We start from the raw sequence: 9,835 nt of genomic DNA on the forward strand, positions 1-9,835 counted from the left end.
GCTTGGCCCCGACCCTGGCCGCCGCCCGCACCGGGGCCGTGATCGCCCTGGCCAATAAGGAAAGCCTGGTCTGCGCCGGGCCAGCCCTGCTGGCCATAGCCCGCGAGGCCGGCGGCTCGGTGATTCCCGTCGATTCCGAGCACTCGGCGATCTTCCAGGTGCTGCAGCGCGACTGCATCGACCAGGTTTCCCGCCTGATCCTGACGGCCTCGGGCGGCCCGTTCCGCACCTGGGACAAGGCCGCCATGGCCAAGGCCACGCCGGAGCAGGCGGTGGCCCATCCCAACTGGTCGATGGGCGCCAAGATTTCGGTCGATTCCGCGACGATGATGAACAAAGGCCTCGAGATGATCGAGGCGTCCTACCTGTTCGAGACCTCGCAAGAGCGCATCGACGTCGTCATCCATCCGCAATCGGTGATCCACAGTCTCGTCGAGTACACTGACGGCTCGACCCTGGCCCAGTTGGGCCCGCCGGACATGCGCAGCCCGATCTCCTGCGCCTTCTCCTGGCCCCAGCGCCTGTCCTGGCCCGCCAAGCCCCTGAATCTGGCCGCCTACGGTCAGCTTACGTTCGAAGAACCGGACCTGGACCGCTTCCCGTCGATCGCCATCGCCAGAGAGGCCCTGCGCCTGGGCGGAGGCGCGCCGGCCGCGATGAACGCCGCCAACGAGGTGGCCGTCGCGGCCTTCCTTGACCGCCAGATCGGCTTTCTGGATATTGCCGGCGCGGTGGCGGGGACACTTGAGCGCATGAACGGCCTAGGCGAACTCGCCGACAGCGCCGGCGACGCCCTCGACAGCGCGATGATGACCGACGCTTCGGCTCGCCGTATTGCGGCCGAGGTTGTCGGCCAGAAGCGTATCTGAGACTGACCGGGGAGTTGGGCGCCGCCTTATGATCGTATTCTTGACGCAACTGTTCGCGTTCGTGCTCGTACTGTCCATCGTGGTGACAGTGCACGAACTCGGCCATTTCTGGGCCGCGCGGGCGTGTGGCGTCGCCATCGACTGCTTCTCGATCGGCTTTGGCCCCAAGATCGTGGCCTGGCGCGACAAGACCGGCGTCGAATGGCGGATCGCCTCGATCCCCCTGGGCGGCTACGTGCGATTCTCGGGCGACGACAACGCCGCCAGCGTGCCTGACGGCAGCGACCTGGCGGTCCTCAAGCGTGAGATCGCGACCCGAGAGGGTGAGGCGGCGGTCTCGCGCTACTATCATTTCAAGCCGGTCTGGCAGCGCGCGATCATCGCCGTGGCCGGCCCTGTGGCCAACTTCCTGCTGGCGATCGCCGTTCTGGCGGTCTTCCTGGCCACGATCGGCGAGATCCGCAATCCGGCCCGCGTCTATGGAGTCGGCCCCGGCAGCGCCGCCGAGGCGGCGGGCTTCAAGGCCGGCGACGTCATCCTCAAGGCCGACGGCCGCAAGATCGAGACGTTCCAGGACCTGAACGGCTATGTCGCCCTGCGCGCCAAGCTGCCGATCGATTTCATCGTGCAGCGCGGCGCGGCGACGATCCATCTGACGGGCGCTCCCCGCGAGGTGGAGGTTCAAGATCCGATCAACGGCCGCATGAAGATCGGCCGAATGGGCATCGAGGGACGCAGCGCCCCGACCCGTCACCGTTCGTCCGTTTGGCGCGCCATTCCCGACGCGACGGTCGAGGTTGGAAATCAGATCAGCACGATCGGCTTCTATCTGGGCCGTCTGGTCACGGGCCAGATTTCGCCCGATCAGATCAGCGGCGTGATCGGCATCGGCCACACCGTCGGCGCGGTGGCCAAGGCCAGCACCGCCGACGCGCCCAATGTTCCGACCATGCTGCTGCGTTTCTTCGTCAGCATGATGCTGCTGGTGGCGACCCTGTCGGTCAGCATCGGTTTCATGAACCTGCTTCCCATCCCGGTCCTCGATGGCGGCCACCTGTTGATGTACGCCTACGAAGCGATCGCCAAGCGACCGTTGCAGGCCAAGTTCCAGGCGGCCGGCTTCAGAGCGGGGCTTGCCTTGATCCTCGGTTTCATGCTGTTCGCGGCCTGGAACGATCTTAACCGCTACGACGTGTTCAAATTCATTGGCGGCCTGTTCTCTTGACCTGTTCTCGAGAATTGGGCCGTCCGTCCATGATTGGTCCCATGAACAAACTTCGCGCCCATAGCGCCGCGTTCGCCACCGGCGTTGCGCTCCTTCTCGGTTCCACGGCGCTGACCGCGCCCCAGGCCGCCTTCGCCCAGGCCCAGACAGGCGTGGTGCAGCGCATCGTGGTGCAAGGCAATGAGCGGATCGAGCAGGGGACCGTGCTGTCCTATCTGCCGATCCAGCCGGGCGAGACGGTCGATCCCCAGCGCCTCGACCTGGCGCTGAAGACCCTGGCCCGCACCGACCTGTTCGCCGACGTGAAGATCGAGCTGGTGGGCGGCGACCTGATCGTCAAGGTCGTCGAGAACCCGATCATCAACCAGGTGGTCTTCGAGGGGAACTCGGCGCTCAAGGAAGACAAGCTGAAGGACGAGGTGCAGATCCGTCCGCGCGGCATCTTCACCCGCGCCAAGGTCCAGGCCGACGTCCAGCGCATCATCGAACTGTATCGCCGTTCGGGCCGCATCTCGGCCACGGTGACGCCCAAGGTGGTCGAACTGCCGCAAAAGCGCGTCGATCTGGTGTTCGAGATCAACGAAGGCCCCAAGAGCGGCGTCTTGGGCGTCACCTTCCTGGGCAACCAGGAATTTTCGGACAACGACCTGAAGGACGTCATCGTCACCAAGGAGTCGCACTGGTACAAGTTCCTGACCAGCAACGACAATTACGACCCTGACCGGATCGAGTACGACCGCGAGCAACTGCGCAAGCACTACCGCAACCGCGGCTTTTTCGACTTCCGCGTCGTGGCTTCGGTCGCTGAACTGGCCACCGACAAGAACGGCTTCGCGGTCACCTACACGATCGACGAAGGCCCCAAGTACAAGTTCGGCAAGATCACCGTCGAAACCGAGCTGAAGAAGCTGGACGGCAACCTGCTGGCCCAGATCCTGCCGGTCCGCACCGGCCAGCTCTACGAAGACGAGAAGATCGAACAGGCCACCGACGCCCTGACCTTCGCGGCGGGCGCGGCCGGCTTCGCCTTCGTGGACGTGCGTCCGCGCTATGTGCCCAACCACGAGAGCAACACCGTGGACGTGGTGTTCTCGGTGCGCGAAGGGCCGCGGGTCTATGTCGATCGGATCGACATCGTCGGCAACACCCGCACGCTCGACTACGTGGTGCGCCGCGAACTCGAAGTGGCCGAGGGCGACGCCTATAACCGCGTTCTGGTCGACCGCTCCAAGAACCGCGTCCGCGCGCTGGGCTTCTTCAAGGACGTCGACATCGAGGAGATTCCCGGCGCTCAGCCTGACCGCACGACTCTGCGGGTCAAGACCGAGGAGCAGCCGACGGGCGAACTGTCGTTCAGCGCCGGCTACAGCTCGGTCGACAAGCTGGTGCTCGACGTGGGCATCACCGAACGCAACTTCCGCGGCCGCGGCCAGAACCTGCGGGCCCGGGTCTCGGTCGGTTCGCTGCGTCAGCAGATCGACTTCGGCTTCACCGAGCCGCGCTTCCTGGGCCGCGACCTGCGCGCCGGTCTGGACCTCTATTCCTATCGCTACGATCTCAGCGACTACGCCGCCTATGACACCTCCTCGACCGGCGGCACGCTGCGGCTCGGCTTCCCGCTGACCCAGAACGCCTCGATGGGCCTGCGCTACCAGCTTCGCCAGGACAAGGTGAGCGTTGCCGACAGCCTTTGCGCCAGCGGTTCAGTGTCGGACATCCTCTGCCTGCAGCGCGGCTCCTACATCACCTCGCTGTTCGGCTACAATCTGCGGCTCGACAAGCGAAACGACCCGATCCAGCCGACCCGCGGCTGGTTCGCGGACCTGAGCCAAGACCTGGCCGGCTTCGGCGGCGACGTGAAGTATCTGAAGACCGAGACCGACGGTGGCTGGTACTGGGGCTTCAACAAGGACTTCATCTTCAGCGCCACCGGTTCGGCCGGCTATATCGAGGGTTGGGGCGGCGATAACATCCGCATCAACGACCGCTTCTATAAGGGCGGTTCGACGTTCCGCGGCTTCGAGATCGCCGGCATCGGTCCGCGAGACACCGCCACGCAGAGCAGCGCCCTGGGCGCCAAGCTGTATGCGATCGGCACGCTCGAACTGACGGTTCCGACCTTCTTGCCCGAGCAATACGGCATCAAGGCCGCGGTGTTCACCGACTTCGGTACGGCCGGTCAGCTGGACGACGTCGACCGCCTGAACGCGAACGGCACCATCAACAACAACATCAAGGACAACCTGGGCCTGCGGGCCTCGGCGGGTCTGAGCATCGACTGGCGGTCGCCCATGGGCCCCATCCGGTTCGATTTCAGCCATATTCTGGCTAAAGAAGACTACGACAGAACCGAAACGTTCCGGTTCTCCACCTCCACAAGGTTTTAACGAACATGACTTCCAAGCTCCTCGCCGCGACCGTTTCGGGTCTGGCCGCCCTCGCCACGGCGTCGGGCGCCTTCGCCCAGGCCGCGCCCGCCGCTCCGCCGGTCACCCACGGCGCGCCGATCGCCGGCGTCTGCATCTTCTCGAGCCAGCGCGCCGTGGCGACCTCGCAGGTCGGCAAGGCGGTCGATGCGCGCCTGAAGGCCATCATCGCCCAGGTCAACGCCGAGCTGACCGGCGAACGCACCACCCTGGACAACGACGCCAAGGCCCTGGAGGCTAAGAAGGCCACGCTCGACCAGAACGCCCTGGAGCAACAGGCCGCCGCCCTGCAGGTGCGCGCCAACACCTGGCAGCGTAAGGGCCAGCTGCGCCAGCGCGAAGTCGAGGCCACCGAGCAGAAGCAACTGGCTCGCGTCTATCAGGAACTGGACCCGGCGATCCGCCAGGCCTATCAGGCCAAGTCCTGCGCGATCCTGATCGAGCGGGAATCGGTTCTGCTGGGCAACCCGGCCATGGACATCACCGACAGCGTCGTGGCCGCCGTGGACGCCCGCATCAAGACCCTGACCTTCGACCGCGAACGTCTGGACCAAGCGGCTCCGGGGGCTCAAGCTCTCCAACCGACGCCCAAGAAGCCCTAATCGAGTCGGCCCGGGCATGACGCCCGGGCCGCTCCCCGAGAGGACCGATGCCGGACCTGCGTTTTTTTGAAGACCTGGGTCCGGCGACCCTCGCGGAACTGGCCAGGCTGAGCGACGCTCAGCTGGCCGATCCCGCCGACGGGCGGCACATGATCTCGCACGTCGCCCCGCTCGAGGGCGCCGGTGCGGGCTCCGTCACCTTCCTGGCCGATCCCAAGCGCCTGGCCGACCTGGCCGGGGTGAGCGGCGCAGCCTGTTTCCTGCGGCCTGAACATGCGGGCCAGGCGCCGTCCGGCTGCTTGCTGCTGCTGACGGCCCACCCGCAGGCGTCCTGGGCCGCCGCGGCCGAGCGTCTGCACGCGCCGCGCCGTCACGACGACTCGGTGCAGTCCATCCATCCCGACTGCGAGCTGGAGGAGGGCGTCAGGCTGTCGCCGGGCGTCGTCATCGGGCAGGGGGCCAGGATCGGCCGCGGGACCTATCTGGCGCCCGGTGTGGTGATCGGACCCGGCGTGGCCGTCGGCCGCGACTGCCGGATCGGCGCCAACGCGGTGATCGGCTTCGCCCTGATCGGTGATCGGGTGTCGATCCACGCCGGCGCGGTGATCGGCGAGGCGGGATTCGGCGCGGCCGGCGGACCTCGGGGCGTGGTCGACCTGCCGCAGCTGGGGCGGGTGATCCTGCAGGACGGGGTGACGATCGGGGCCAACAGCTGCGTGGATCGGGGCGCTTTCGGCGATACGACGATCGGCGAGAACACCAAGATCGACAATCTCGTCCATGTCGCTCACAACGTCCGGCTCGGCCGCAACTGCGTCGCCGCCGCCTTCACGGGCGTTTCCGGCAGCACGGTGGTGGGCGACGGAGTCGCGTTCGGCGGCAAGGCCGGCGTGGCTGATCACTTGACGGTCGGCGCGGGCGCCCAGATCGGCGCCTCGGCGTCGGTCTTCAAGGACGTGCCGGCCGGTGAAACATGGACTGGGTTTCCGGCTCGACCGCTCAAGCGGTGGCTCCGAGAGACCGCATGGCTGTCGCGCAAGGCGGGCGGCCGGGGAATCAAGGGGCCAGAATGAGCCGATCCAAAGACCAAGAGCCCCACGCCGACCAGGCATTGGCCAATATCGACATCGCCGAAATCCTGAACCGGATCCCACACCGTTATCCGTTCCTGCTGGTCGACCGGGCCGAGGCCTATCGCGCCCACCAGTCGATCGTCGGGATCAAGTGCGTGACGATCAATGAGCCGTTCTTCCAGGGCCATTTTCCGGGGAACCCGGTGATGCCCGGCGTGCTGATCATCGAAGCCCTGGCCCAGACCGGCGCGGTGCTGATGAGCAAGTCGCTGGAGGTCGACACCGACGGCAAGACCATCTTCTTCATGTCGGTCGACAACGCCCGTTTCCGCAATCCCGTCCGTCCAGGCGACGTGATCCGGATGGAGGTCGAGGTGGTCCGCGCCCGCTCCAGCATCTTCAAGTTCAAGGGCGTGGCCAAGGTCGGCGACAAGGTCGCGGCCGAGGCCGAATTCGCGGCCATGGTGGTGGAGACCCCTAAGGCATGACCCAGGTTCATCCGACCGCCATCGTCGATTCCGCCGCCAAGCTGGCGGACGACGTCGTCATCGGGCCGTTCTGCATCGTCGGCCCGGACGTGACCCTGGGCGCGCGGGTGCGTCTGCTGTCGCACGTGGTGGTCGACGGCGTCACGACCATCGGCGAAGACACCGAGGTTCACGCCTTCTCGTCGCTGGGCGGCCCGCCTCAACACCTGGGCTACAAGGGCGAGCGCACCGAGCTGCTCATCGGTCCGCGCAACATCATCCGCGAGCAGGTGACCATGAACACCGGCACGGCCTCCGGCCGCGGCGTGACCACCATCGGCGCCGACGGCTTCTTCATGGCCGAGGCGCACGTGGCTCACGACTGCATCGTCGGCGACAATGTGGTCCTGGCCAAGGGCGCCACCCTGGGCGGCCATGTCGACGTCGGCAACTTCGTGTTCGTGGGCGGCCTGGCGGCCATCCACCAGTTCTCACGCGTCGGCCGCTACAGCTTCATCGGCGGCCTGGCGGCGGTGACCAAGGACGTCATTCCCTACGGCTCGGTGTGGGGCAACCACGCCCATCTGGAAGGGCTGAACCTGGTGGGCCTCAAGCGGCGGGGCTTCAGCCGCGAGGCGATCAACGCCCTGCGCGCCGCCTACCGCCTGCTGTTCGCCGACGAAGGCACGTTCCAGGAACGCCTGGACGATGTGGCCGAAGCTCACGCCGGCACGCCCGAGGTGATGGAGATCGTCGATTTCATCCGCGCCGACGGCAACAGGCCGCTGTGCCTTCCCGAGCGCGAGGTCTAGGGGAGGGCATGCGCAAGCTTGGTTTGATCGCTGGCGGCGGCTCCCTGCCGGTGGAGTTGGCGGCTCATTGCGAGGCGGCCGGTCGGCCGTTCGCGGTGATGCGCCTGCGTGCCTTCGCCCAACCGGTCCTGGCCCGCTATCCCGGCGTCGAGGTCGGGCTGGGGGAGTTCGGCAAGGTGTTCAAGGCGCTGCGGGCCGAGGGTTGCGAGGTGGTGTGCTTCGCCGGCGTCGTCGATCGGCCCGACTTCGCGGCCATCAAGCCCGACCTGCGTGGCCTGACCGTGATCCCGGGCCTGGTCGCCGCCGCCCGCAAGGGCGATGACGCCCTGCTGCGCCGCGTGTTGGCCGAGTTCGAGAAGGAAGGCTTCGCGATCGAGGGCGCCCACGAGGTGCGAGGCGAGATGACACTGCCGCTCGGTCCTCTGGGCAAGCATGCGCCCGACGACAGGCATCGGGCCGATATGGACCGCGCCCTCCATGTGGCCCGGGCCATCGGCGCGCTCGACGTGGGGCAGGGCGCCGTGGTCTGTGAAGGTCTGGTGCTGGCCGTCGAGGCCCAGGAGGGCACCGACGCCATGCTGCGACGGGTGGCCGCCTTGCCTCAGGCCATCCGCGGCGATGCCGAGGCCCCGCGCGGCGTGCTGGCCAAGGCCCCTAAGCCGATCCAGGAGACCAGGGTCGACCTGCCCACCATCGGCGTCGCCACCGTCCAGCGCGCGGCCCGCGCCGGTCTGGCCGGCGTGGTCGGCGAGGCCGGCCGCCTGCTGATCGTCGATCGTGAGCAGGTCATCGCCTGCGCCGATGATCTGGGCCTGTTCGTGTACGGGGTCGAACCACGGGCTGACGCATGAACTCCGAAAGTCTCTCGAAGTCTGGGCCGCTGACCGTGATGCTGGTGGCGGCCGAGGCCTCGGGCGACGCCCTGGGCGCCGGCTTGGCGCGTGTGCTGCGCGACCGTCTCGGCGCCGACAAGGTGCGGTTCGTCGGCATAGGCGGCGCCAAGATGGCGGCCGAGGGGATCCAGAGCCCGTTCGACATCGCCCAGCTCTCCATCCTGGGCATCGTCGAGAGCCTGAAGGCCTACCCGCGGGCCATGGCCCGACTGAAGGACACCCTGGCCCTGGCGGCCCGGGAAAAGCCGGACGTCGCGGTGCTGATCGACAGTTGGGGCTTCAATATCCGCCTGGCCAAGGCGCTGCGGAAACAGGACCCCGGTCTGCCGCTGATCAAGTACGTCGCGCCTCAGGTCTGGGCCTATCACGCCGGCCGCGCCAAGGATCTGGCCGGGGCGGTGGACCTGCTGCTGTCGATCCAGCCGATGGACAAGCCGTTCTTCGACGCCGTCGACCTGCCCAGCGTGTTTGTCGGCAACTCCGCTCTGGCCCACGATTTCAGCCACGCAGACCCGGCGAGGCTGCGCGCGGCGATCGGTGCGGCGCCAGGCGAGCCGATCCTGCTGGTGCTGCCCGGCAGCCGTCCGTCCGAAATCCAGCGGGTCATGCCGCCCTTCGAGGACGCGGTGCGCCGCCTGAAGGCTCAACGGCCGGACCTGCACGTCGTCGTGCCCGCCGCCTCGACCGTGGCGACGAGCGTCAAGGCGCGGGTCGCGGCCTGGCCTTTCCGGGCCCATGTGATCGAGGACGAGGCGTTGAAGGACGACGCCATGGTCGCCGGCACGGTCGCCCTGGCCTGCAGCGGCACGGTGACCACCGAACTGGCCCTGGCCGGCTGTCCGATGGTGGTCGGCTACGTGACCGGAAAGGTCACCTACGCCCTGTTGAAATCGATGTTCAAGCCGCGCTGGGTCACGCTGTTCAACATCGCCGCCGACGACACGGTCGCGCCGGAGCTGCTTCAGGACGCCTGCACGGGCCAGGCCCTGGCCGCCGAAGTCGCCAGGCGGTTGGATGACTCGTCCCTGCGCGCAACCCAGATCGCCGCCCAGAGCGCCGCCCTGGACCGGATGGGGCGCGGCATGCCCAACCCTTCCGAAACGGCCGCTTCGGCCCTGCTGGACTTCCTGAAGGCCCGCGGCAAGGCGGTCTAGGGGGTTAAGCAAGCCTTTAAGGTCCGCTTCACGGCTCTCGGTTAAGATGCAGGCCCTGGCGATCGTCTTGTCGCCGGCTGGAGACTTGGCGTGCCGATCTTTTCGATCGCCCCTTTTCCGCCCATGACGCCGTCCGTCCCGGTGAACCGGGCGGACCAGGCGGCCGAAGCGCTTGCCCGGATCGCCGCCATCCAGACGGTCGAGGTCCTGGGTGCGATGATCGACCAATCCCATTCCCAACCTCAGAGCGACCTGGCCAACCTGGCCAAGAACGCCGTGGGCGAGGGCGAGGTCAATCGGGCCAAGGCAGGAGA

At 67.3% G+C, this 9,835-nt stretch carries 10 protein-coding genes; all 10 read left to right on the forward strand.

Annotation, left to right across the window (positions count from 1 at the left end):
• Positions 1-869: 1-deoxy-D-xylulose-5-phosphate reductoisomerase (gene dxr / locus WAL33_RS18795; RefSeq protein ID WP_422183201.1), on the forward strand; the 869-nt coding region annotated here is incomplete at its 5' end.
• A 28-nt stretch (positions 870-897) separates the two neighbouring features.
• Positions 898-2,094 (forward strand): M50 family metallopeptidase, encoded by a 1,197-nt coding sequence (locus WAL33_RS18800; RefSeq protein ID WP_422183203.1) that lies wholly within the window; start codon positions 898-900, stop codon positions 2,092-2,094.
• A gap of 29 nt (positions 2,095-2,123) precedes the next feature.
• Complete coding sequence (gene bamA, locus WAL33_RS18805) at positions 2,124-4,481, forward strand: outer membrane protein assembly factor BamA (RefSeq protein ID WP_422183205.1); 2,358 nt, start codon at positions 2,124-2,126, stop codon at positions 4,479-4,481.
• Between the two features lie 5 nt (positions 4,482-4,486).
• Positions 4,487-5,122, forward strand: a complete 636-nt coding sequence (locus WAL33_RS18810; RefSeq protein ID WP_422183207.1) for an OmpH family outer membrane protein — start codon at positions 4,487-4,489, stop codon at positions 5,120-5,122.
• 47 nt (positions 5,123-5,169) lie between these two features.
• Positions 5,170-6,195, forward strand: a complete 1,026-nt coding sequence (gene lpxD / locus WAL33_RS18815) for a UDP-3-O-(3-hydroxymyristoyl)glucosamine N-acyltransferase (protein ID WP_422183209.1) — start codon at positions 5,170-5,172, stop codon at positions 6,193-6,195.
• Positions 6,192-6,683, forward strand: a complete 492-nt coding sequence (gene fabZ / locus WAL33_RS18820; RefSeq protein WP_422183211.1) for a 3-hydroxyacyl-ACP dehydratase FabZ — start codon at positions 6,192-6,194, stop codon at positions 6,681-6,683. Before lpxD ends, fabZ begins: the two co-directional genes overlap by 4 nt.
• Positions 6,680-7,474 (forward strand): acyl-ACP--UDP-N-acetylglucosamine O-acyltransferase, encoded by a 795-nt coding sequence (gene lpxA / locus WAL33_RS18825; RefSeq protein ID WP_422183213.1) that lies wholly within the window; start codon positions 6,680-6,682, stop codon positions 7,472-7,474. Before fabZ ends, lpxA begins: the two co-directional genes overlap by 4 nt.
• A gap of 8 nt (positions 7,475-7,482) precedes the next feature.
• On the forward strand, positions 7,483-8,325 hold the full coding sequence (gene lpxI / locus WAL33_RS18830; RefSeq protein WP_422183215.1) for a UDP-2,3-diacylglucosamine diphosphatase: 843 nt from the start codon (positions 7,483-7,485) through the stop codon (positions 8,323-8,325).
• Complete coding sequence (gene lpxB, locus WAL33_RS18835; protein WP_422183217.1) at positions 8,322-9,521, forward strand: lipid-A-disaccharide synthase; 1,200 nt, start codon at positions 8,322-8,324, stop codon at positions 9,519-9,521. The genes lpxI and lpxB overlap by 4 nt, the downstream gene beginning before the upstream one ends.
• 90 nt (positions 9,522-9,611) lie before the next feature.
• On the forward strand, positions 9,612-9,835 hold a 224-nt coding region (locus tag WAL33_RS18840; RefSeq protein WP_422183218.1), incomplete at its 3' end, for a hypothetical protein.

It is taken from the genome of Caulobacter sp., assembly GCF_049283275.1.
In the GTDB taxonomy this organism is placed as follows: domain Bacteria; phylum Pseudomonadota; class Alphaproteobacteria; order Caulobacterales; family Caulobacteraceae; genus Caulobacter.